Genomic DNA, 23,643 nt, shown 5'->3' with positions numbered 1-23,643 from the left:
GTCTGGCGAAAGCTCCTTTGGTCTGAATTTGCAGGTCAGTCCAGCAGCATAAGATTGATATGACCATGGCATCCCCACGGATGCTTGCCCCGCAGTTGCTCAATTCCAGAGAAAGTCAGTCGTCGCGATTTGGGTGACTGCGGTCAGGCCGGTCAGGTTGATCGTGATGTCGGCGACGCCATCGCCATTGGTGTCCACGAGGATCTGAGCGCCTGAGATCCGGGCTTCGGAGTTGTCGGATCCGCCGGTGAAGGCTCCTGTGCCGAGGTAGACGAAAGTGCCGACCAGCATGCCCTGGAATTCAAGCACGTCGCCCTCTTCGGCACCGCCGTTGAGCTCATTGAAGTCGGTGATGGTGTCGGTGCCACCGCTGGTGTTGAAATAGATAAAGTGATCGGCACCGGTTCCGCCGGTCAGGTTATCATTCCCGAGGCCACCGGTCAGGCTGTCGTTGCCGGTCCCCCCGTTCAGCGTATCGACGCCGCCGAGACCGAGGAGGGCATCATCGCCGCCAAGCCCAGACAGGTTGTTCGCGCCCGTGTTGCCGGTGATCACGTTGGCGACGGCATTGCCGGTTCCGTTCAAGGCCGAGCTGCCCGTCAACGTCAGGTTCTCGAAGTTGGTGGCCAAGGTGAAGGTTATGGAGCTCGTCACCAGATCGGTGCCCTGATTGGCACTTTCGACCAGCACGTCACCGTTGGAGTCAACGACGAATGCGTCGTTACCGGCGCCACCGTCCAGAGTATCGTTTCCGGCCCCCCCATCGAGGCTGTCATCCCCATTCCCGCCATAGAGGTGGTCATTTCCGCTTCTTCCGTCGAGACCGTCGTTCCCGTCGTCCCCGGAAAGTACGTTGGCGCCGTCGATGCCGCCTGCGACAGAGTCATTGCCTCTCAAGGTGTCGTCATGGATCGATCCAACAAGGTTTTCGATGCTGATATAGGTATCTCCATCCGCCTGACCTGAGTTTGTTCCCGGAGACTGCAGGTCCGCGACAATGCCGATCCCGGCGGCATTATAGGAGGCTGAATCAATTCCGGTACCGCCGTCCAACAGGTCAGCCCCGCCGTCACCTCGGAGTGTATCGTTGCCGTCGCCGCCGTAGAGCCGATCGAATCCATCCTGCCCGACGATGCGATCATCACCGGCAAGCCCCCAAAGGTCGTTTGACGTGCTGTCGCCGTTCAGAGTGTCGGCGCTGCTGCTGCCTTCCAGACTTTCAATGAGCGTCAGAACATCACCGGCCGCTTCGCCGCCCTGCAATGAATCTTGGATGGCCAGTGTCAGGTCGACAGTCACGCCGATCGTCGCATCTGCATAACTGGCAATATCCGCGCCATTCCCGCCATTCAGCGAGTCCGCCCCGGCACCGCCATAAAGCCGGTCGTCACCGTCACCGCCCAACAACGTATCTTTGCCGCCCCCGCCGTAGAGATTGTCGCGATAGGTTGTCCCGGTAAGGGCGTCGTCGATGCCAGTGCCGTTCACTTTGGTCGCATCCAGAATGTCATCCAGCGTCCAGACTGTGTCGCTGAAGACGATCCGCTCTATCCCGTAGCCGGTTGTCACATTGTTGAACCGGTTGGTGATCGTCAGGATTTCGGAAGCGGCACCCTCCATGATGGTGACAAGGAGGGTGTTGCTGCCCGAGACGCGGCTCAAATGAACCATGTCCGATGACACATGCAGTAGCGCATTGTCGCCGCGCGTAAGGTCAATGGTGTCGACCTCGGTCAGGGACGTCGAAAAGTCCCGGATTTCGTCATTGCCGTCATGGATCGACCACAGGTAGGTGTCGTTGCCGCTGCCACCGTAATTGCCCGTCTCGCCACACAGGGTGTCGTTGCCTGCCGCACCCTCGATCGTGTCATCGCCGCCGTTGCCACTGATCACGTCATTGCCGGCGCCTCCGACAAGGTGGTCCCTGTAACCCGTGCCCGAGAAGGTGCCGCTCGAGGTTGCGGTCGTGTGATTGAGGATATCATCCAACGTCCAGATCACGCCATCCGAGAAGATGATCTGCTCAATCCCATAGCCCAAGGTCGGATCGCTGAACCGGTTCAGAACCTTGATCACCTCGATGGTTCCGTTGATCGCGATCTTCAGATCGTTCGAAGCATTGTCGCGGGTCAGAGTTACGTCCGTCGAGGCGATGTTGAGCGCAGCGGTGCTGTTCCGGCTGAAATCGAGAATGTCCGATTCAGCGACGGAGGTGGCCGCATCATTGACCGTATCGCTCCCGTCGCCCCTGGCAAAGACATAAGTGTCATCGCCATTGCCACCGACCAGGGAGTCCGCGCCGCCGTTGCCGACAAGGGTATCGTCGCCATCCAGGCCTGACAGCGCGTTGACCGCGGCGTTTCCGACGAGATTGTCGCGCAAGGTGGTACCGATCAGGTTCAGGGTGCCGCCGGAGGCATCAACTGTGACTTGGGTATGGTCAAAGATGTCATTCAGCATCCAGGTCACGCCATCATCGAACGTGATGGACTCAATGCCGCGCCCGGGAAGCGGGGCGTTGAACCGATCCTGGTCGGTGATGTCGCCATTTCCAGTGTGAATGATGATATCCACACTGCCAGTTGCCCGGGTCAGGGTCACGTCCGTCGAATTCACCCCGGTCAGAACCAGATGGTCGACTTCCGTCACAGAACTGCCAAGATCCCCGATCGTGTCGTTGCCATCACCGAGAGACCACCGGTATTCATCCGCCCCATCGCCACCGCGCAGGGAATCCACGCCTTTTCCACCGCTCAGCGTGTCTTCACCTGCGGCTCCGTTCAGTGTGTCAGCGCCCACATTTCCGACCAGACTGTCCCGGAAGGCCCAGCCGTTCAGCGTATAGTTGGAACTGCCAGTACCCGTGATGGTTTCCGTGGCAACAGGGTCGTCCATAACTTGAATCGTGACGCCATCATTGAAGGCGATGAGCTCGATGCCGTTGCCGCTTCCGGCAATGAAGCGGTTCGTCACAGTGATCAGCGACGAACTGCCGGCGATAGTGATCAACAGGTCATTGCCACTCTTGGCAAGCGTCGCCGCCGTCGAGGCGATGCCAAGGGTCAGGGAATCCACCTCGGCGGAAGCGCTGCCGGTGTCCGTGATCGTGTCGCTGCCATCACCGGCAGACCAAAGGTACTGGTCATTGCCATTGCCGCCGTTCAGCGTGTCATTGCCGGTACCACCATTCAGAAGATCGTCGCCGTCGTTGCCGGTCAGGACATCAGCGCCCGCCCCGCCAGACAGATTGTCGGCAATACTTTGCCCCACCAGAGTATCAGCCGCCCCGGTTCCATTGACCCAGGTACGGGCGACGATGTCGTCCAGATTCCATACCACGCCGTCATCGAATACGATCGACTCGATCCCACGGCCCGGAAGCGGGATATTGAACCGGTCCTGATCGGTAATGTTGGCGGTCCCGGTGTGGATCACGAGATCAATGCTGCCAGTTGCCCGGGTCAGGGTGACTGCTGACGAACTCACCCCGTGCAGAACCAGGCGATCGGTCTCCGTCACGGAACTGCCAAGGTCCTCGATCGTGTCCCCCCCATCGCCGAGTGACCATCTGTATTCATCGGCACCCGCACCCCCCAGCAAGGAATCGATCCCGGTCCCGCCCTCCAGCGTGTCATCGCCATTTCCACCGTTTATCGTGTCTACGCCCGTCGTGCCTTTCAGACTGTCGCCATAATCTGTCCCCGCGTTTGAGGTCGTGCCGGCATGGCTCAGCAGATCGTCCAGCGACCAAGTGACCGCAATCGGATCCGTGCCAAACTGGATCACTTCGATTCCCTTTCCTGCCGTCAGGCTGCCGAACCGGTTCAGCACGGCCAAGGTGGCGCCGTCCGTTGTCGAGCCCACGCTGTTGGCAACCGCAAGGGTCAGCGTCGTGCTGCCCGCGATACGTGAAACGGTCAGATCCGTGGCGCTGACCCCATTCAGGATCAGCTTGTCGATTTCCGTGACGGAGGCGCCCTGATCGTCAATCGTGTCGGCGCCGTCGCCCCGGCTCCAGATGTAGGTATCGCCGCCATCCCCGCCCGCCAGAGAGTCTTTGCCAGTAAGACCCTGCAACGTATCGTTCCCGGCCCCGCCGGAGAGGGTATCGCCGGGCAGGCTGTCGTTTTCGCTGCTGCCGGTCAGAATATCTCTGTCACCGGAGCCCACAAAATTCACGGCACTCGTGGTGCCCGACAATGCCACCTTGGCAATCAGATCGTCGCGGGTCCAGACCGTTGGGCTCCCCGTCGTATTGTCGAACACGATCTGTTCCATTCCCCGGCCATCTGCGCCGCCGGCGAATTCGTTCTTGATGGTGATCGTTTCGCCGGTCGAGGTGACCGTCAGCTTCAGATCATTCGAGCCGCTGTCGCGGCTTGCAGTTATACCGGCTGCTGCATGGTTCACGAATTCGAGGGTGTCCGTATCAGCTCGCGAGCTGCCGCCGTCCGCTACACTGTCGTTGCCTTGGCCATTCGACCAGAAATAGTGGTCGCTGCCATTCCCCCCATCGAGGGTGTCAACCCCGAGGCCGCCATAGAGGTTGTCGCTGCCGTCTCCGCCGTAGAGGACGTCATTGCCAGCCTGACCATCGATCGAGTCCGTGTTGTTGCCGCCATAGAGCGTTTCGTTGGCACTTGTTCCAAGCACGGGGTTGGGTGCGCCGCCAGTAACGGCATTGTGCAGATTGATGGCGCCGTCATGGTCGATGCTTTGCGCAAGGGCCACGACAAACTGCGCTTTCGTCAACCGGCCAGCACCCAGATCATCAACCCAGGTGGCAAGCTCATCGGCGCTCGGACCCCGACCGAGCCCGTTCAGGAAAGCTTGTTGTACGAAGTCACCGTTGCTGGCCTGATACCAGAGCAGACTGTGGGAATGATCGCCATTTATGTCGCTGTCCGTGTTCAGCAAACGATTGACGATTGCCAGGGTGGTGTCCGTACCCTTGAGGAGGCAGTCCGAAATATACTGCTTCTCAGCCGCAGTTGCCTCGCGATCGTAGAAAACGTCGACAATGGCCTTGGCCTCATTTTCAACGAAGACCCTGTCCAGACTGCGTTCAAACACCGCCGGGTTCATGATAACGTCGAAATTGTTGGTCGACAGATGCCCATTGCCGACAACGCCATGCTCAATGGAATCGTTGACCTGCAAAGCGAACTGGGCCCGCGTCATGGAGCCCAGGGAATGCAACGCGTTGTCCATTTCTGTCAGGGTCGTGCCGCGCCCGAAGGCGTTTTCAAAAATCTGCGCCACGAATTCGGCATTGGACTGATTGGCTGAATCATAGCGCGTCTGAAACTCCGCTGAGCCAACCAATGCCGAGGTCAGGCCCAGCCGGTCCAGTTGGCCATTGACAACAAACCGCGCCAGAAGCTCAGCCTCGTTCATGTCGATGCCGCGATCCAGCACCGTGTCATAGATCTGCGCGGCATCCGTCATCGCCTGGGTCTTAGCTGTGGCATCAAGGCGCGCGACGTTGGTGACCGTTATGTTCGTCGTGCCATTGAACACAAGTTCGCTCACCGTCCAGGTCTCGATCCCCAGCCCGTCCACCTCATGGCTGACCGTTTGGTGGCCTGCTCCACCGACGCCGTTGTCCCAAATGTAGCTGCCGTTGTTCACCTCGGACCGGATGATGGTCTGCGCGTTGCCTGCCCGCGCAATCGTCGAGATCAGCCCATCGGCCGAGGTTTTGGTGATGAAAGTCTGGCCGCGCATGCCGCCGACACCGTAGGCCATTTCTGTCTCGACACGCGATCCGTCCGCACCAATTTCAATCGTATCGATCTTGTCCCAAAGCCCGTTGCCGTCGAAATCGTCCTTGACCGCGATTGTCCGACCGTCGGCACTCGTCTCCATGGTATGCAGGGCACGCAAGGCGCCATCGGCTGCGGCCCCATATCGCGTTTCTTCGCGCAGGCTGCGACTGCCATCGGCATTGAGAGTTGTGACGGAAAGCGACGTACCATCAACCGAACCATTGCCGTCAATGTCGAATGTCGTTGCAACCCTGAATCCATCCGCAGACGTGGTCTTGGTCTCGACATAGGCCGTATGCCCTGTCCCGTAGATTTCCTTGAAGGTCTCGACCTTCCCGCCAGGGGCGGTTGTCGCTGTCGCCGCGTTGAAACTGATCGTCGAGGCGCGGGTCAGATCGACAGTCCCATCGGCGCCGAAGTCCATCGCGAATTCTGTCCGCGTGTCATTGGCCAGCGCTGTTTCGCTGATCGACTTCGTGTTGGTTCCGTCCCGTGCCACGTCCTCAAATACCGTTTGGGTCGTTTGGTTCGGATTGATCGTCGACACGACGCGGCGGTCCGTAAATCCATCCCCGTTCAGGTCATTTTCGATGACATGGGTCCGGCCATCCGCAGATTGGCTTTCAAACGTGGAGGATATGAGGTCGGTCCCCGCCCCGAGATTGCGGGTCAGCGAAGTCCAGGATCCGTCCGCCGCGCGCGTGACCGTCGACAGCCGGTCGATGGACTCATCGCCTGTGTAATCGGCAGAAGTCGTGGTCAGGAGCCCATTGCCGCTGGTCAAGGTGGTGATCAGGGATTGCTGGTTTGATGCGGCATCAAAGGTTGTCAGTGTTCGCAACACATCGCCATCAGCCTGATAGACCGTCCGGTCCTCGCTGCGGAATTCAATGACCCCGTCGCCGTCGAGATCCAGTGCCACCGATTTGAAGAGGCCGTCATCGCTCTGGACGAAGTCTTCTGTTCCGTGAATGACATACCGGTCATCGCGGTGCTCGACGTGTCGCAACGTGGAGCCATCGTCTTCCAGCGTGGTCACATCGCTGATGAAATGATCCACCCTGCCATCCGCGTTGCGGTCCACGGCTTCTGATCGCGTCAGACCGTTGGCACTGGTCACCGTGACATCTGTGCCCACAAGAACGCCAAAGCGCGAATTGAAGCTGGTGGAAACGGTCGTGTCACCCGAGGCCGCAATCGTCGTCACCGACACGCGGTCGTTGAACCCGTTCGCATCCTGGTCAAAGCTCTCGGTCACCGTCCGGTGATCCGCGCTTGTCACGCGGGTCAGTTGATCCACATGCGTGGTGCCCTGTGCCTGATGGGCAGCCGTTGCTGCGATTGCCCCGCCGGAATAGGTATCACTTGTCTCGGTGGTAACCCCGGCGCTGTTGACCGACGCCGTGGAAATGGATTGCCGGTCAATCACCCCATCGCCATTCAGGTCCTGGGTTTTCGTGATCTTTTGATGGTCGTCGCTGGTCTCGATGAAGGTCCGCTGAAACACCGCCGAATTGGAAAGTTCGGCGAAGATCGTCTCTGTCCGGGATCCGTCAGCGTTCAAGGCCAAGGCGTCGACCGTGATCCGTTCAAAGGAATTGTTGCCATCTGAATCGGTGCTTGTGATGGTTTTTGAATGGTCGCCGAGAACCGATTGGATCACCTGGCTTTGCGTCGCGCCGGACGCATCCTTCCGCAGCGTAGCCGTGGTCACTGTACCGTCGACACCGACGGACCGCGTCAGCACCTCGTCAAAGTTCGTGTCCCCGTCGACATCGTGGCTTGTGGTTACGGTACGGCCGTTGTTGGTGAACTCCGTCTTGTCGATCGACAGAACTGCGCCGGTTGCCAGAGCCGTGGTTGCAATCGTGGTCGTGCCGCCATTGGTCAGTAGGTTGGTGGTTTCGGTCCGGATGATGTCGAAGTCCAGATCGCCATCGGCGTTCGATTTCGCGACAACGCTCAACCCATCGTCGCTGGTTGTGGTCTGCGTCTGGCCAAGCAAGGTGCCGTTTGCCGCCGTCGTCGTCTGCGTTTCCTGAACCGAGCCATCTGCGTTCAGCACCTTGATGCCTTGCGAGATCCGATCGAAGCCGGTTCCCGTGGCGACGTTGCTGTCACCGTTGACGTCGGTCTTTACCGTCGTGATCAGGTGATCATCGCTGGTGACCGTCACTGTCCGGCCGCGCAGCCCACGGTTCGCATTCGTCGTATCAAGGATTTCCGTGGTGGTGCCATCCGCCCCGAGCAGGACAGTGTCATTCACCTCGGTCTCGAAGATGCCGTCGCCGTTCCTGTCAACCTTTGTGTCGGAGGTCAGCCCATCTGCCGAAACAACTTTCACCGTCTTGTCGGCCACGCTGCCAAGATTGAATCCCGATCCGTTCGATGCGCCATCGGCGAAGTAGTCGACAACCGTGACGGTGGTTTCACCGCCTACTCCAATCGATTTCGTCGTGATCTGGTCAACATGAAGATCGCCATTGGCATCAACGCTCGTGGTTGTGGTCAGCCTGTTGGCAGAAAGCAGCGTCGTGGACGCGGACTGCAAGGTTGCGGTTCCGGCGGCACCCACGAACACACCAGCCGCGTCATATCCCTGACCGATGGCCCATTGCTGAACCGTTTCGGTGACCGATCCATCGCTGTTGCGAACCGTCTTGTCCTCTGACTTGACGTCAAAGGTCGGGGCCGTCCCGCCAAAGCTGTGATGATCGCGGTCGACATAGGTTGTAATCGTCAGCCCGTCTGCCGAAGTCACCTTTTCGACACCGGATCGAGACGTCCCGTCGGAGTTCTGCGTGTCCGTGAAATCGACATATTCGATTGCCCCGCCGGTCCCGGTCCGGCTGGTGATGGTTTCCAAGATCTTGGTGTCAAGCGTGGCATCGGCATCCTCAAAAATGCTCTGAACCTTGGTAAGACCGCCGTTCGTCGTGACGGCAACAACGTGGCTGTTGATGGAACCGTTGAAGGTCCGGTCCCAATCCCACTCGGTCACGGTCAGGGTTGAACCTGTTCCGGTGACCGTGACGTCCCGCAGCTTCTCGCTGGCTCCGAATGTTCCATCAAGGTTCAAATCCGCAAAACGCGTCGCGGTGATCTGATCGACCCCGAGCGTTGTCTTCTGGCCGGAATGCACGGTCCCATCGGAATTTGTGATCACGGTCGTGCGCACCCGGCCGCCTGAAGCGTCGATGACCGTACCATCCGTCGTGGTCGCGTCCGTCACGCCGTCGCCATTGCGATCTTCGGCGACCGTGCTCGACAGCGCATCTGTCGCCTGGGTCGTGGTCACCACGCTCCGAACCGAAAGATCCCCGTTCCTGACCGTCTCCGTCGATGTGGTGCTGCCGTCTGCATTGACAACGATCACGCGGGTATCGCGCACATCGGTGCTCCCGTTGCCGTCGAGATCGCTGACCACCGAGTTGGTCTTACCATTGTCCGTCGTTGTCAGAATCGAGCTGGACCGCAGCGTGCCATCGCCGTTCCTGACGGAAACCGTTTCCGTACGCGTCGCCGCAGCTGCCCCGGTTATGACATGCGTCTCGACCGTCTCGAAATTGCCCTTCTCTGCCGTGCCGTTCGCATCGGTCCACAAGGAGGCGCCCGTCGAAGCGCCGTCCTGATCGAAGTCACGATCAGAACTGATGACCCGCGTCAGCCCATCCGCCGACATCGTTTCCGAAGATTTGCTGATCGCCGTCCCGTTTTGCGCCAGCTCCGTGATCACCGTCGTCCGTGTGCCACCCGTCGCGATGGTCCGCACTTCGGTCTCATTGTACCAGCCGCCACCGCTGGCGTCCCGGCTGATCGACACCGATGTGCCATCCGCCGAAGTCACCGTCATCACCCGGTCTACCAGCGCGCCCGTCCCGGTGCTGGCACCCTTATAATCTGCCACCGTCTCGGTCACCTGACCCGCCGCCGTCGCCCGCGTGATCACCTGCACCCGATCAAATGCACCATCACCATTGTCGTCATACGAGTTCGTCGTAACCACCGTGGCCGAGGTCAGACCCGTCACGACCGAATTCATCTGGCTGATCACATGGCCAGCCGCATCCTTGGTCACGCTGACAATGGTCTTGTTATCCGCCCCCGTCGAGGACACCGTCTGCGTCACCTGATGCCCGTTCGCGTCCGCAACCAGCGTCACCGCCGCCGCAACATGGGTCACCCCGCCCATCGTGAACGTCGTCTGTCCGGTGATCTCTGACCCGTCATCGAACCCCACATGCGTGGCATCCGGCCGCAGGTTGATTTCGGTGATGCCAAGCTCCGTCAGCGTCTTCGCAGTTTGCGTCCCGTCAGGGTTCGTCACCATCACCTTGAAATTGGCCCAAGCCGCATCCGCCGAGGTCAGCTTGCCATCGCCATTCGAGTCAAACCGCGACCGGAGGGCAGCCATATCATCCTTGGCCGTCGGGTCCCATTCCGTGAAGACATATTCCCGCTCCTCGGAGATTTTCCCGTCATTCCCCGCATCGTAGAACAGCACCCCATCGCCCGAGCCCGCCCAGGCCGTCCGGTGCTGCAACCCGTCGCCGTTGGAGTCGAGGAAGGTATTGGAGCGGTCAAGCGTCGCGATCTCGACCCCGTTACCGTTCAGGTCGAGGAGGATGGGTTGTGCGCCCACAAACCCATCATCACCCCGTGTCCGTCCGTGGCTATCCGTTACAGAATGCGAAGCGCTACCGGACACAGTCCCGTTCTGAGTCCCTTCGCGTCGGGCATCTCCACCCGCGCTGCCGCCAAGTCCAATGCCACCGGTAGTCTGGGTATTTCTCGCTCCGCTACCCCCTGACGTTACAATCGAGGTATTTTCGGCTCGCCCTGAACCCGGGCCACCTGAACCCCCATCGTCGGGGTGGTGTCCATTTGCCGCCGCATCTGCCCGCGCCGCAGCCAATTGCTGCTCTCTCACGTAGGCGTCGATGCCGATCTGACGGGCTGAAATGGAGGTGTTGTCAATTTGCGAAACTTGACCGCGCGCCACTGCACGCAGAATCCCGTCATCGTAAACATAAGAGACATCCATTGCGGCCAAAGCTGCGAGGTTGTCCATTCCAAGATTATGAAATGCTTTTGACAACGCAACGGCAACTGCGTCATGCATCGAACTTGGCTCTTTGGAGAGGTACTCAGTCAATTGCTTAGCGCCCAACTGGACAAGTTCCCAATCGGCATTCTTTCCAAGAGCAGAATTGTACCTCTGTTGAACAATGTCTGAGGTGGATGGCTCTACTTTCTGAAACCATCGGGTTGTACCATTTACATTCCCAGTTCTATTAATCAGAGAGACGATTGCCGACAACGACTCTGCATATCCGTCATTTTCCGACTCGAAAACTGTTTCGCGGCCCCAAACCTCCCGAATGGCTGATAGGAAGTTCTGCACCTTGGGAAGAACATCTCTCGCAAGATAGGATTTCGTAGCTGAATCGATTATTGCCTTTGATGCTGGTTCGTTGAAAACAGCGGTCAAGGTCTTCAAATCGCTCCGAATCGTATCGTGTAGGCCAGGCTGAAGATCCGGGCGTTGCACGCCATTGTATGAGGTCAGGCGAGCGTAGTTTTCATCATTTACAATTGGGACGGGTGCAAATCGTGCCGAAGTTAGCATATTTGTATAAGCGCCACTGGCTACTTTATTATTTGCAATGTCCAACTGAGCAGCGCCAAAAGTTATGCCGCTACTATTTCCAGATCGATCGACTCCCCAAATCGAATTCGGCACGGCAAGGCTTGCTTTATAAGTATTGCTGAGGTTGCCACCCATCTCTGCACCAATCAGAATCTGGGTAATTTGATCTACGGTAACTTCCATGATTCTATTCCTCCGCAATGATATTGACTATCGCCTGAACCTCGACCACCCTTTGACTAATCATCCGAATTGGGCAAGTATAGGATGCCGTGACACTGGCAGGAGTCCCTTCAAGAAGCTCGGCCTCCAACCCACAAACCGCCCGGTAAGCAACCTCAAAGCTGTTATTGGATTCATCCAACTTCAAACCTAAGCGTCGAGCAACTCCGCCGCGCTTTGTATCTAAAAGGTTCTTAAGTCGAAGCGTTGTTTCGGACAATGACTGATTCCATGAAATGAATTCAGCGTCCCAACACGATCGAGATGAAAAGACATCGTGGCCCAGGTCAGCCAAGCACTTTGAATGAACTATTTCCGCACAAGTAGCGCCTGTTGCCGCCTCACCTGATTCCTCGGATGCAGCAACACAGCTTTCTACGTAGCCATCCACAACTTTCTGGTCCGCGTCCTGCGCCCAAACGCCCGAGGGATAAATAGCTACAACTGCCAATAACAGCCAGCGCATCGTCCTTGAGATCAAGAAATTCCCAACTTTTTTACTTAACTGGACGCGTTGGGCAGGTGGAACCCGCGTCTCAGTACCTTTCCACCCGTCAGCGTTCTTTAGCAAGCGTAGGGTGGGTGAAACCCACCGAATTTCCAAGACCGACATCACGTTCCCACCAAGCCTTCCCAACCATGACAGCATCCCATCCCTCCCCCGCGCGATTCGCCCCATTATGGTTAACACACACGCACTTCCCCGCGCGTAGAGACGGAAGGAAGACGAAAGTAAGACGCCTGCAAGACAGGCTCCTCCGTCCAATTTCGCCCAATTAACCGAGCGCCCGCAAGCCCTTGCCGCACCCTCCCACCCATCTTGAACCTCGTCTGCCCGGTGATCTGCGAGCCATCGGCAAAAGTGATCACCGTCGCGTTGGTCTTGAGGGTGATCTCCGTGATGCCCAGCTGCGCCAGCGTCTTCGCCGTCTGGCTGCCATCGGCATTGGTCACCATCACCTTGAAATTGCCGAACTCCACGTCCGCCGCCGTCAGCTTCCCGTCGCCATTCGAGTCAAACCGCGACCGCAGTGCCGCCATGTCGTCCTTCGCCGTCGAGTCCCATTCTGCGAAGACACAATTTCGCGCTTCGCTATCGCACGAGCGCAGCCGGATCCATTCCGTGGTGTTACTGAGATGGCGTTGTTTAACGCGTTTAGGGACCGGCGCTCCGATTGCATCGAGTGCACGAAGAACTCTGGCCCGAGCAGGATTTCCCGAGAAGGAGAACCTGCGAAGCGCGGGCAGCCACTTTTGCTCGAATGGAGAGATCTTCCTTACAAAGGTATCCGTGGGCGCGCCGTAACCGGTCACTAGTCCACGGTGCTTCCTGGGATAAAACGTCCGGTTCCGCACAACCGGTCCCGGCGACAGGTGCAGCCAAACAGTCTTCACAATCGACCCGACAATACCCACCGCCCAAAGTCCTCACCAAATCGTGAGGGCAGGCTAACCGAGCAACACGCGAATTGTCGACTCCAATTTACAACTCAAACACGAAGCGCGTTGACATCTTTGGTTGCACCGCAACTCTCCTCCATCACTCCCCACCAATCTGCGACGCGAACTTCGCCGGCCATGAGGCCGCAAGTACCTACTTCGCCATCAGAAGGTTTCCGAGCGCTGCGATGGCAAGGGCATATTTCGGCTGGGCTGGGTTTCGGAAGGTGCCGAAGGCATCGAGGGTCATTGCGACCGAGGCGAGGAAGTCCTCGAAAAGGGAGCCGCAAGCGTTGGTTTCTGGGCAATTTTTTGAGCTTCCGACGGATGCTCCAAACGCACACATCAAGCAATCCGTCGTCTGATACACAGTTGCTGCAACGACCGGTCGTGCCGCAGATTTTGAGGGTGACGCATTCGCACTGAACGACCGTTTTGGGCGGAGGCTGTGTGGAAACAGCTGATATGATATGCTTTCGCCATGGTCGGAGGGCGGGGATGGCAGGTTACATCGAAGGGATCGACCGGGGTCAAGCAGTGCTGTTTCCCGAGCACCTGGACAACTGGATTGGCGAAGATCACTTGGTCCGGATCATTGATTTGTTTGTGGATGAGTTGGAACTTGCGGACTTGGGCTTTGCGCGGTCGACGCCGGCTCGGACAGGGCGGCCAGGCTATCATCTATCGGTTCTTCTCAAGCTGTTCATCTATGGCTACCTGAACATGATCCCCTCGAGCCGCAGGCTGGAACGCGAGGCGGGGCGGAATGTCGAGGTGATGTGGCTGACGGGACGGCTTGCGCCGGATCACAAGACCATCGCTGATTTCCGCCGCGACATCGGGGCCGGGATCAGGAAGACCTGTGCACGGTTTGTCGAACTTTGCCGCCGGACCGGGGTGCTGGCGGGCGGGACCGTCGCGATCGATGGCAGCAAGTTCAAGGCGGTCAACAACCGCGACCGCAACTTCACCAAGGGCAAGATCGCCAGCCGGATCGAACACTTGGAAGCGAGCGTCGGGCGCTACATCGAAGAGATGGTGCGGGTCGACCGTCAGGAGGAAGGCGAAGCCCGAGCGCTGAAGGTGGCGCCCCTCGCCCAGAGATATGGCCGTATCCGGCAAGAGATCCGTCGGCTGCAGGAGATCGATCAGGCGCTGACGCACGCGCCGGACGGCCAAATCTCGCTGACGGATCCGGATGCGCGGGCCATGGCGACGCGGGCGAAGCACAGCGGCCATGTGGGTTACAATGTCCAGACCGCAGTGGACACCGAAACCCATCTGATCGTGGCGCATGAGGTCACCAATGTCGGACATGACCGCGATCAGATGGCCCCGATGTTAATTTCCGCGCAAAACTGACCCGGGATTTGCATCGAGAACTGACCCAGCAGAGGGTTATGTTCTGGGGGTCAGGCTGGGGTCAAGTCATGTGTGACCTCCTTCCTTTTCCGGGTTGCTGCGGCTGAGCTGGCCTTAAAGCGGAAGCTGTCGTTTCCGGTCTCCAGGATGTGGCAACGGTGGGTAAGGCGGTCGAGCAAGGCCGTGGTCATCTTGGCGTCACCGAAGACGGTGGCCCATTCGCTGAAGCTCAGGTTGGTGGTGATGATGACGCTGGTGCGTTCATAGAGCTTGCTCAGGAGGTGGAAGAGCAAGGCACCGCCCGACGCGCTGAACGGCAGGTAGCCCAACTCGTCGAGGATCACGAGATCAAGCTTCGTGAGGCTTTCGGCGATCTGGCCGGCCTTGCCCTTGGTCTTCTCCTGTTCCAGGGCATTGACCAGTTCGATGGTCGAGAAGAAGCGGACTTTTCGGCGATGATGCTCGATGGCCTGGACGCCGAGGGCCGTGGCGGCATGGGTCTTGCCCGTGCCTGGGCCGCCGATCAGCACGACGTTCTGGGCACCGTCGAGGAATTCGCACTTGTGCAGTTGGCGGAGCGTGGCCTCGTTGATCTCGCTGGCCATGAAGTCGAAGCCTGCGAGATCCTTGTAGGCCGGGAAGCGTGCAGCCTTCATGTGATAGGCGATGGAGCGCACCTCGCGTTCCGCCATCTCGGCTTTGAGCAACTGTGACAGCATCGGCACGGCGGTCTCGAAGGCTGGGGCGCCCTGTTCCGTCAGGTCGGTGACGGCTTGGGCCATGCCATACATCTTCAGGCTGCGCAGCATGATGACGATTGCGCCGGCGACTGGATCATGACGCATGGCGGCCTCCGGCGATCTGGGCGCGCAGGCCGTCATAACGTTCAACGTTGGCCTTCGGTTCGCGTTGCAGTGTCAAGGCCTGCGGCGTGTCGACACCCGGGCCACCGGTCGTCTTGCCGTCAATCAGCCGGTGCAACAGGTTCAGCACATGGGTCTTGGTCGGCACGCCGCCCTCCAGCGCCAGTTCGACGGCGGTCAACACGGCATGTTCATCGTGATGCAGAACCAATGCCAGGATGTCGACCATCTCGCGATCACCACCTGGCTTGCGCAACATGTGATCCTGCAACTGTCTGAACGCCTTTGGCAATTCTGCGAACGGGGCGCCATTGCGAAGTGCCCCGGGCTTGCGTTGAACGACTGCCAGATAGTGCCTCCAGTCGTAGATCGTGCGCGACGGCACATCATGAGACCGCTGGATCAGCCGCGCATGCTCGCACAGGATCTGGCCTTCGGCGGCGACAACCAGACGCTCGGGGTAGATCCTCAGGCTGACGGGGCGGTTGGCGAAAGACGCCGGAACGCTGTAGCGATTGCGATCAAAGCTGATCAGGCAGGTCGGCGACACACGTTTGCTCTTCTCGACAAAGCCGTCAAAAGCCTGCGGCAGCGGCATCAATGCCGCCTGTTCCCCGGTCCAGACATCGGCGATCGTGCCGGGCACAGCGCCATGGGAGATCTCGCGCCACAACTCCATGCAGCGCTGTTCCAGCCAGGTGTTCAACGTGGTCAGATCGGGAAAGTTGGGCATCGGCAGCCAAAGACGCGGCCGGGCATCCTGCACGTTCTTCTCAACCTGGCCCTTCTCCCAACCCGATGCCGGGTTGCAGAACTGCGGTTCGAACACATAGTGGTTCGTCATGGCCAGGAACCGAGCGTTGACCTGACGCTCCTTGCCGCGACCAACCCGGTCCACCGCCGTCTTCATGTTGTCGTAGATGCCGCGGTCCGGAACGCCACCGAAGACCCGAAAGCCATGCCAATGGGCGTCAAACAGCATCTCGTGGGTCTGCAGAAGATAGGCCCGGACCAGAAAAGCCCGGCTGTGCGACAACTTGATATGAGCGACCTGCAGCTTTGTCCGCTCGCCGCCGAGGAGGGCAAAGTCCTCGCTCCAGTCAAATTGAAACGCCTCCCCCGGGCGGAAAGCCAGGGGAACGAAAGTGCCGCGGCCCGTCGTTTGTTGCTCTCGCTGCCGATCCGCCCGCCAATCTCGGGCAAAAGCCGCGACCCGGCTGTAGGACCCGGTGAAGCCCAGTGCCACCAGTTCCACATGCAACTGCTTCAGCGTCCGACGTTGTTTGCGAGACTTGCCGGACTCGGACGTCAGCCAGCCGGCAAGCTTCTCGGCGAAAGGATCCAGCTTGCTCGGACGGTCAGGGATGGCGAACTTCGGCTCTACCGTGCCCGCATTCAGGTGCTTCTTGACGGTATTGCGCGATAGCCCCGTTCGTCGCGCAATCTCGCGGATCGGAAGCTTCAGCCGCAGCGACATGCGCCGGATCACGTTCAAAAGTTCCATGTTGATCACTCCATTGCCCCCCGCAGCGCGCTGCCTTGGGGGAAGGGTCACATGGGTCAATTCTCAATGGAAATTACGCGCCCAAATGGGTCACTTCTGGGTGGAAATCAACAGGCCCCGATGGCGAAAGCCGCCAAGGTGGCTCTCGGTCGCGATGAACTGACCGCCCTTGCCGACAAGGGTTACTTCAGTGGCCGCGAAATCCACGCCTGCCATGACGCTGGCATCACCACGACCGTGCCCCGGCCCGAGACCTCGGGCAACCGGATCAAGGGCATGTATGTGAAGGCTGACTTCGCCTATGACGCCGCTGCCGATGTCTATCGCTGCCCGGCCGGCGAAGAGCTGACCTATCGCTACACCACCGAGGAAGATGGCCTGCAGCTGCGGCGCTACTGGGTCAGCACCTGCCAGACCTGCCCGGTCAACGCCAGATGCACCACCGGGAAGGAGCGCCGGATCACCCGCTGGGAACATGAACATCTGATTGAGGCCATGCGGGACCGGCTGGGCGTGGAAGGCAATGGGATGACAGTCCGTCGCTGCACCGTCGAGCACCCGTTCGGCACGATCAAGGCCTGGATGGGCGCCACCCACTTCCAGATGCGGCTGCTTAAGCACGTCCGGACCGAAATGGCGCTCCACGTCCTTGCCTACAACATCAAGCGAATGGTCTCGATGATCGGTCTCCACGGCCTGATGGAAGCAATCCTGGCGTGAAAAAGGCCGGAGAAGGCCGCTCCAAGCTATCAGCAGCCTCAGCGGCACGGTTCAACCCGACCGAAACCGGTAAGCTGCCAGATAAAGGCTTTCGGACTTGGGCCGTCACGAGTTTCCACACAGCCTCGGCGGATTGTGTTGAAAAACTCGCCTGTTCGCCGCCACAAGTCGGATCACCAGAATTCCCCCCCCCAAAGCCCGCTTTTGAAAGCAATGTTTGCCTAATGATCTGTCATGAGAACAATGTTCCAAGTTACGGAGGCAATTTTCGCGCGACGGAGTTCTTCAACAGTATCGGCGGCTATTGAACCTTGACCGGCTGCAGTATGCCGTCGGTATCCAACTGAAGCGCGCTACGCCAAAGTGGCGTCTTGAAGACGTGGTGCACGGCCCTTCCATCTCGCACCTCACGGGTCTCGGCAATTAGCCCTACCCATTCAAGGGGGCGCAAGACGCAGGACGAGAACGCCGCCATTTCTCGCCAACCGGCGTTGTCCCAGTCATGCTCCTGGCCATAAAAGGCCGCGTACAGAGCGCGCTCGGTCGTTCCGTGGTCGGCCTCGACGTTGATGACGTTCATCCAGATGTCCCAATTGCCAAGCGGACGGCCCTCGAGACGGGCGTAGGAGGAGTGGTCGATCTGAAGAACGAAGAAGGGGATCAGTTCGACAAACAGCCGCGCTGGCGCGCTCGCGAGTTCGGCCCCGCGCTTGGTCGGACGGAATTCCCCCTTGAAGTGGCGCCCGAGGCGAAGGTTGATCAAAAGTTGATGCAATACCTCGAGCGGCGGGAATTCGAATTCGTTGATGACCTTGCTGTAGCGGAACATCTCCTCGGCGGTCTTCCCGGGCCAGTCAAAGTGTTCCACCGCCCAGTGGACGAAGACCCGTTTGAAGGCCATGGTTTTGGTCAGACCGATGGCGCCATGCTCCTGCGCGTACTGAAGCGTCAGCTGCGCCGCGCGCAGCAGGGGCGAACGCGCCAGATCAGGGTGGTCATCTGCAAGGGTGCGGAACTCGATCATGGGGCGATGATGCCACAGGACTTTTCCGGGTGCCAAACGCAAAAAGCCCCCGCTTTTCAGGGGGGGACTCGTCAAACGTTGAGGTGGCGTTGAGGTAAAACAGCAGGTGTTATACACAAGTGTTTTTGTCGGGTTATAACGCTTTGTAAAGGTTAGAAATTTTGGTTGCGGGGGCAGGATTTGAACCTGCGGCCTTCAGGTTATGAGCCAAGCCCGGCGCAATTTGCGAAATGCAATGAAATCAACGAATTACGAGACATACCTTTGAAAACGCTGCATTTTCCTTCCGGCCTCGACCGATCCTTCCCGCGTTTCGACTGCGCTAGCCGCACGAAAACGACGTATGACGGTTGACGTGGCGTTGACACGAACCGTCGCCCTCCCGAAAATCCTGATCGATTGCGACCCGCGCGTGCCCAAGATTCACGGCATCGACTTCGGCCCATTTCGGCCAGTGGGCCTTTGATCCCCGGTTCCTAGAAGCGGTCGCTCAAGCGGAGTGCGGCTAGGGGACGCCCCGTCCCCTTGGCACATTCGCGCCTATTGCAGATCTGTCTCGGCTTGCACTCGCCAACTGTAGGATGATGACCGACGCAAACAAGGGCAGAATGAAAGCTTACGGAGTTAGAGGGGCAGGGGAATTTCACCAGCCTGACGGATATGACCCATAGAGCCAACAGCTCGGAAGTTGTAAGACTTAGACCGAATAGTCTCTGGGGGCCACTTTGTCATTCAAGCTTGTACAGTCGGCGATCACTAGCTTTCTTGGACGATCCGACCCGGAGGTGCTCTGCATTAGAGGCAAGTGGGGGGTCGGGAAGACTTATACTTGGGTCAAGGCATTGGAAGCTGCCCATAAGGCGAGACAGATCAAATTGGCGCGCTACTCCTATGTATCGCTCTTTGGAGTGAACGCGCTAGACGAACTCAAGTTTGCCATCTTCGAAAATGTCGTGACCTTGAGCGATGGCCTGAGGAAAGCAGACCTGGAGACCCTCGATGCATACGTTTCCAAGATCGGGTCTTGGCGCAAGCTTGCAAAGCTTGCTCAATCGGTGCCAATCGTCAAAAACTGGGTCGGCGGCGAAATCGGTGGATTGGTTTCATTTATGACCATCCGAGATCAAATCATCTGTATCGATGACCTCGAACGGCGAGGGCAAAAGCTCGATGTCAATGACGTACTCGGCTTGATCTCGTACCTGCGCGAACAACGTAACTGTAAAATCGTTCTCTTGCTCAACGATGAACAACTCGCCGACGAGGCGCGGCAAGCCTTCGATCGAAACCTCGAAAAAGTGGCAGACGCATCGCTGGTCTTCCAGCCGTCGCCCGAGGACTCTGCGAGCGTAGGCATCCCTTTCAAAGCAGAAGCAGACAAGCTTGTTGCTGAGCGCTGCATCTCGTTGGGGGTCACCAATATCCGCGTCATCAAGCGCATACGTGCCCGTATTGCCGCTCTCGAGCCGATGCTGGCCGAATTTGACCCGGAGGTCCTCAAAGTCGCCGCAAGTTCGGTGGCGCTTTTCGGCTGGTCGCACGATCAGCCTGGCGAGGCGCCACCTCTCAAATTCCTGAAGGGGAAAACACCGAACCTGTATGCCGGAAATTCTAACGAGGTCCCGGCCGAGGAAGCAGCTTGGAACTCACTGCTGGAGGCTTACGGCTATGTCTGGACCGATGAGTTCGACCAAGCACTCATCAGCGGCATCGAACGCGGATACTTCGATCCAGAACTGATCAAGCTCACCGCTGCTGTTGTCAACGAAAAGGTCATCGCCGCGAAGGCTGATGGTTCCTTCGAGACGGCCTGGAGTGCCTATCATGACTCCTTTGCCGACAACCGGAACGAGGTGCTCGACGGCATTTATGCTGCGTTCAAAGCAAATGTGAAATACATCAGCCCAACGAACCTCAACGGAACGGTGTCGCTGTTCAAAGACCTTGGTCGATCCGACCAAGCCAATGAAATACTTGAATATTATATGAAATCCAGACAGGATCCGCGAAGGTTCTTCGATCTGCAAGAGTACACCTTCGCCGAAAATGTAACGGATCCGGATGTCCGTGCAGCCTTCAACGCGCGCGCAGCCGCGGTGGCCGAGACACGCGACGTCGGGGCGATACTTTCCTCAATCAAGAATGGCTGGAACGATGACGCCCTTGCCGCTCTCGCAACGGCGTCAGTTGATGAGTATGTGAAAATACTCAAGGCAAAATCGGGCCAAGAGTTACGGCGCCTCCTTTCTAATGGCTTCCAGTTTGATCGGATCAGCAATTCCACTGATCAAATGAAGGCGATTCCCCAAAAAATTCGTGCTGCGCTCGGCGTAATCGGCAACGAATCCCTAATTAACGCACGCAGGGTCAAGCGATTCGGCGTAACCGTCGCGGTACCGGCGCTCACAAAGTCCGAGACGGAAGGCTGAAGTTTGCCCGTCGTTATCCAATCTCTTCAATCGGCAGCACTCCAGTCGGCAGTGGCCTGATTGGCGATTTTCCGGTACCGTTGGATCACCCCAGACAGCCTTGATTTGCATTCAAGGATAGCGATCTGGCGGCCTTTGTAGGGCATGATGTCAGCACTACGCGCCATGGTCAACTTAGTTGCTTGCTAACAGGAAAGGGCTCGACTGATGCACGGAATGAACGCCCGCTTTTGCAAGGCCGTCCCAGCACGGCGCTGCGCCCTCATCAGTCGGCCTACCTCCCAATTCGACTATGCGGCGGACGATGGCGCACCTCTGACCCCCCGAAGCCGCGTGGATCAGGCGGTCTTGCGATCCATCGGGGCCGCATCGGCATCATGCACCAGCTTGGGGCGTGAGCGGAACATGCTTGCGACGGCATCGACGCCGGCACGCAGGGGCGAGTCCATGAGGTGAGCATAGCGCTGGGTCGTCTGCATCTGGCTGTGGCCCAGAAGCTTGCCGATCATCTCGAGCGACGCACCGCCGCTGACCAAAAGGGAGGCGAAGGTGTGCCGTAAGTCATGGATGCGAACACCGGGCAGTTTGACCTGCTTCTGGATCTGGGTCCAGAAACGGCGGATTTCCTTCACGGGTTGGCCGGGCGTGTCGCCGGGGAACAGCCAGGGATGGCCCTTCTGTACGAGAAGCTGGCGCTGGCGTACAATGGCGGCGACTTCGGTCGAGATCGGGATGCGATGGATCTTGCGCTGTTTGGTGGTGGCGGCAGGCTTTGACCAGATGCCGAGTTCCAGGTTGAACTGTTCGAACCGGGCTTGACGCACCTCGCCGACCCGGCTGCCGGTCAGCATGCAAAGGCGGATGATGCCCGCGGCGCGCTGATCCGTGGCAGCATCGAGCGCTTCGGCCAACCTGCCGATCTCGTCCTGCGACAGGAACCTCTCGCGCGCCGTCTCGAGCCGCTTCTTGAAGCCCGTTGCCGGATTGTCCGTCCGCCAGCCCCAACCGATGGCGAGGGTGAACATCTTGCGCAGCACCTCGCCCACCCGGTTGGCGCGGATCGGCGTCGGTTTTGCGCCCTGAAGCTTGCGGGCCCGGTTGTTCGGCTTCTCCTTCGACGGCCGGGCCCTGCCCCCGGCGATGATATTGAGAAGCTTTGCCACCTCATGCGGCGTGATCTCGGTGACCAACTTGTTGCCCCAATGAGGGGTGACGAGTTTGCTGAGCATCGACCGCTGATCGGAGGCATTGGTCGGCGCGAGATGCGGGACATGCTCGTCCAGATAGCGCTTGATCAGGTCGCTGACCCGCGGAGCTTCGCGCAACTGTCCCCGTTCACCCAACGGGTCGCGGCCTTCGTCAATCTCCCGGCGCAGGTCTCTTGCGCGCTCCCGGGCCGCGGTCACCGACCATTCGGGCCAGCGGCCGATGGCCATCCGGCGCTGGCGCCCGGCGAAACGGTAATCCAGAGAGAACGACCGGCTCCCGGACCGCAGGATGCGGATCGAGAAACCGCGGACCTCAGTATCGAAGAGCTGATAGTCACGCCCCACCTCGGGTTCGCTTTCCCGCACGGACTTTTCGTTCAATCGCAGTCGTTCAGGCATCGGCACTCTCCGCTTCTCCCTGCGACACAGGCGTAGATTCGCAGGCTTATCAAGCGAAGCACGGAGATCGGGGTGGCGGGGTGGCGGAAGGTGGCACTGATTTGCCAGACCCCGCGCCACCCCTTGTTTTATTGAGTTTTCTTGCAGAACGGGTGGTGCCCTCTCGGCAAGATCATACGGTTCCCACCATGGCCAAAGGTGCTGCCCCGCTGATTTGCCACGCAAATCCTGTGAAAAGTCGCAGCCGCCGCATCTCTGCTTTCTTGTCCATCACGATCCCCGGAGCGCCCTCCAGACCGGGGTAACCCGTCGGCGGATGGTACTTTCATCCGGCACCTCGCCTTTCTCGCTGTTGGCGACGAACCACTCCTGGACTTCGCCCACCCATTCGGCCTGGGTCAAAGGAGGGCCGCGATCGTGGATGCGGACCATCATCGCGATATACATGCCGTCCCAATCATAGCGCGCTGGCGCGCCAATGTTGGACGCGGGGCGCCGCAGCAGGTCCCAATCCGCCTCGAAGCGCTGCACGTCGTCAGCCATGATCAGCAGGTCATCAATGGTGACCGGAATATGATCCGATGGATTGGCGAACAGGATCCAGTCTTCCTGATCGGCAAGGCGCACCCGCTTCAAGAGGCTGTTCGACGGCCCGGCTCCGCTGCGCCGGAACATATGCAGGATATCGGTCACCGACACGACAACGAAGCCCGCGACGATCTGCAGCCCATGTGACACCGGTGCTATCGCCGTCACGATCTTGAACCGCCCGACCGAGGCCCAGCCGGCAATATCCGCGATGGTGCAGTCCCACCGAGCGGCCGCTTCGATCAACGTGAAATAAACCCTTGGCGGCAAAGCCATGCCCCAACTCCTTCATTCTTCGACGTGAGCCAGCAAGCCACGCCCAGAGAATGGGAGCAGCCTGAGGCATGAGACTTCGGAAAAGACGGGAGATCAGCCGCGCGGAATGTCCCTGGCGGCCGAGGGGGAAAGGAAGATCAGACGCAGCTTGAAGATGATCTCGATCATGTCTGCCTCCCTCGCACACTCG

General features: G+C 59.0%; 9 protein-coding genes and 2 pseudogenes. 3 read left to right on the top strand and 8 right to left on the bottom strand.

Translation table 11 applies throughout. From position 1 onward, the window contains the following. Positions 1 to 99 precede the first annotated feature (99 nt). Genes AC1Y2B_RS09995 through AC1Y2B_RS09985 form a run of 3 tightly spaced genes read right to left on the bottom strand, consistent with a single transcriptional unit; the run spans position 100 to position 12,681 of the window. On the bottom strand, positions 100 to 11,601 hold the full coding sequence (locus tag AC1Y2B_RS09995; RefSeq protein WP_482252936.1) for a calcium-binding protein: 11,502 nt from the start codon (positions 11,599 to 11,601) through the stop codon (positions 100 to 102). Positions 11,602 to 11,605: 4 nt separating this feature from the next. Beyond that, entirely contained in the window at positions 11,606 to 12,289 is a 684-nt protein-coding gene (locus tag AC1Y2B_RS09990) for a hypothetical protein (RefSeq protein WP_482252935.1), read from the bottom strand. A 35-nt stretch (positions 12,290 to 12,324) separates the two neighbouring features. Further along, positions 12,325 to 12,681: a hypothetical protein gene (locus AC1Y2B_RS09985; protein WP_482252934.1), complete on the bottom strand. Its 357-nt coding sequence runs from the start codon at positions 12,679 to 12,681 to the stop codon at positions 12,325 to 12,327. Between the two features lie 897 nt (positions 12,682 to 13,578). Between AC1Y2B_RS09985 and AC1Y2B_RS09980 the strand changes: the two are divergent. Then, a pseudogene (locus AC1Y2B_RS09980) lies at positions 13,579 to 14,436 on the top strand (transposase); the annotation flags it as partial. Positions 14,437 to 14,492: 56 nt separating this feature from the next. Here AC1Y2B_RS09980 and istB read toward each other — a convergent pair. Together istB and istA are read right to left on the bottom strand one after the other, a co-directional pair. Continuing rightward, positions 14,493 to 15,287, bottom strand: coding sequence for an IS21-like element helper ATPase IstB (gene istB / locus AC1Y2B_RS09975; RefSeq protein WP_482252933.1), 795 nt, complete (start codon positions 15,285 to 15,287; stop codon positions 14,493 to 14,495). Beyond that, positions 15,277 to 16,809, bottom strand: coding sequence for an IS21 family transposase (gene istA / locus AC1Y2B_RS09970; protein ID WP_482252932.1), 1,533 nt, complete (start codon positions 16,807 to 16,809; stop codon positions 15,277 to 15,279). Before istA ends, istB begins: the two co-directional genes overlap by 11 nt. Positions 16,810 to 16,914: 105 nt before the next feature. Here istA and AC1Y2B_RS09965 point away from each other — a divergent pair. Then, a pseudogene (locus tag AC1Y2B_RS09965) lies at positions 16,915 to 17,529 on the top strand (transposase); the annotation flags it as partial. A 301-nt stretch (positions 17,530 to 17,830) separates the two neighbouring features. Here the strand turns inward: AC1Y2B_RS09965 and AC1Y2B_RS09960 are convergent. Beyond that, the gene (locus AC1Y2B_RS09960) at positions 17,831 to 18,553 is read right to left on the bottom strand and encodes a hypothetical protein (protein ID WP_482252931.1); all 723 of its coding nucleotides are present in this window, start codon (positions 18,551 to 18,553) and stop codon (positions 17,831 to 17,833) included. A 725-nt stretch (positions 18,554 to 19,278) separates the two neighbouring features. On the opposite strand from AC1Y2B_RS09960, the gene AC1Y2B_RS09955 reads away from it, so the two are divergent. Continuing rightward, positions 19,279 to 20,982: a P-loop NTPase fold protein gene (locus tag AC1Y2B_RS09955; RefSeq protein ID WP_482252930.1), complete on the top strand. Its 1,704-nt coding sequence runs from the start codon at positions 19,279 to 19,281 to the stop codon at positions 20,980 to 20,982. 338 nt (positions 20,983 to 21,320) lie between these two features. Here AC1Y2B_RS09955 and AC1Y2B_RS09950 read toward each other — a convergent pair whose 3' ends face one another. Then, entirely contained in the window at positions 21,321 to 22,589 is a 1,269-nt protein-coding gene (locus tag AC1Y2B_RS09950; protein ID WP_482252986.1) for a tyrosine-type recombinase/integrase, read from the bottom strand. Between the two features lie 270 nt (positions 22,590 to 22,859). Continuing rightward, positions 22,860 to 23,453: a hypothetical protein gene (locus AC1Y2B_RS09945; RefSeq protein WP_482252929.1), complete on the bottom strand. Its 594-nt coding sequence runs from the start codon at positions 23,451 to 23,453 to the stop codon at positions 22,860 to 22,862. Positions 23,454 to 23,643 lie beyond the last annotated feature (190 nt).

The sequence above is a fragment of the Stagnihabitans sp. genome (genome assembly GCF_964946895.1).
Note: the sequence above shows the minus strand (reverse complement) of the source record. Positions and strands in the feature narration are given on the sequence as shown.

Coding starts and splice junctions, on each gene's coding strand:
- AC1Y2B_RS09995 (WP_482252936.1), bottom strand. CDS start 11,601: ATGGAAGTTACCGTAGATCAAATTACCCAGATTCTGATTGGTGCAGAG.
- istB (WP_482252933.1), bottom strand. CDS start 15,287: ATGCGTCATGATCCAGTCGCCGGCGCAATCGTCATCATGCTGCGCAGC.
- AC1Y2B_RS09985 (WP_482252934.1), bottom strand. CDS start 12,681: ATGGCGGCACTGCGGTCGCGGTTTGACTCGAATGGCGACGGGAAGCTG.
- istA (WP_482252932.1), bottom strand. CDS start 16,809: ATGGAACTTTTGAACGTGATCCGGCGCATGTCGCTGCGGCTGAAGCTT.
- AC1Y2B_RS09990 (WP_482252935.1), bottom strand. CDS start 12,289: ATGCTGTCATGGTTGGGAAGGCTTGGTGGGAACGTGATGTCGGTCTTG.
- AC1Y2B_RS09945 (WP_482252929.1), bottom strand. CDS start 23,453: ATGGCTTTGCCGCCAAGGGTTTATTTCACGTTGATCGAAGCGGCCGCT.
- AC1Y2B_RS09950 (WP_482252986.1), bottom strand. CDS start 22,589: ATGCCTGAACGACTGCGATTGAACGAAAAGTCCGTGCGGGAAAGCGAA.
- AC1Y2B_RS09960 (WP_482252931.1), bottom strand. CDS start 18,553: ATGATCGAGTTCCGCACCCTTGCAGATGACCACCCTGATCTGGCGCGT.